Consider the following 1,123-nt stretch of genomic DNA (forward strand, 5'->3'; position numbering starts at 1 on the left):
GGTTTCGGGTCTACGCCCAGCAACTGAACGCCCTATTCGGACTCGCTTTCGCTACGCCTGCCCTATTCGGTTAAGCTTGCTACTGAACGTAAGTCGCTGACCCATTATACAAAAGGTACGCCGTCACTCTTTCGAGCTCCGACTGTTTGTATGCATGCGGTTTCAGGATCTATTTCACTCCCCTCCCGGGGTTCTTTTCGCCTTTCCCTCACGGTACTGGTTCACTATCGGTCGATCACGAGTATTTAGCCTTGGAGGATGGTCCCCCCATCTTCAGACAGGATTTCACGTGTCCCGCCCTACTTGTCGTACGCCTAGTCCTTTCATGCTGTTTTCGCTTACGGGGCTATCACCCGCTATGGCCGCCCTTTCCAGAGCGTTCAGCTAACAACACAAATAACACGTACAGGCTCTTCCCATTTCGCTCGCCACTACTTTGGGAATCTCGGTTGATTTCTCTTCCTGCGGCTACTTAGATGTTTCAGTTCGCCGCGTTCGCTTCACTAGACCTATGTATTCAGCCTAGGATGACCCATACGGGCCGGGTTTCCCCATTCGGACATCTGCGGATCAAAGCTCGTTTGCCAGCTCCCCGCAGCTTTTCGCAGGCTACCGCGTCCTTCATCGCCTGTGATCGCCAAGGCATCCACCACATGCACTTGTTCGCTTGACCCTATAACGAGAGCGTCTTACGTTTCCAGTTAGTGCTTCAGCACTGACTGGTGCGCGACACTATTCGCTACAGGTTGAGTTCTCGCGTTTGTGCCGTATTCCAAGAGCATCTTTCGATACCCTTCTCATACTTGGATACAATCACTACCCATTTGATATCGTCCACGCCCATCTCATGAGACGCTTTCGATATCCCTTACTACTTCTTCCAGATTGTTAAAGATCGACAGCCGACTAGTTCAGTCACACTGACTGGCGCACTCGCCAATGACAAACACCCCAACGATTGCTCTCGTTAGCGACGCTTCCCATTGGGGATTGGTATTGGTGGAGGCAGACGGGATCGAACCGACGACCCCCTGCTTGCAAAGCAGGTGCTCTCCCAGCTGAGCTATGCCCCCTGATGCCGACGCGCTTGGGGGATCCACTCGCGTGAGGTCCGCTCACCGTA

Annotated in this window: 1 tRNA gene and 1 rRNA gene; both read right to left on the reverse strand. The window is 53.3% G+C overall.

The features are described from left to right. Positions 1–673 (reverse strand): 23S ribosomal RNA (locus tag C9I57_RS32155); the annotation flags it as partial. Positions 674–997: 324 nt separating this feature from the next. Further along, a tRNA-Ala gene (locus C9I57_RS32160) sits at positions 998–1,073 on the reverse strand. Between the last annotated feature and the right edge of the window lie 50 nt (positions 1,074–1,123).

Source organism: Trinickia symbiotica (assembly GCF_003028655.1).
In the GTDB taxonomy this organism is placed as follows: domain Bacteria; phylum Pseudomonadota; class Gammaproteobacteria; order Burkholderiales; family Burkholderiaceae; genus Trinickia; species Trinickia symbiotica_A.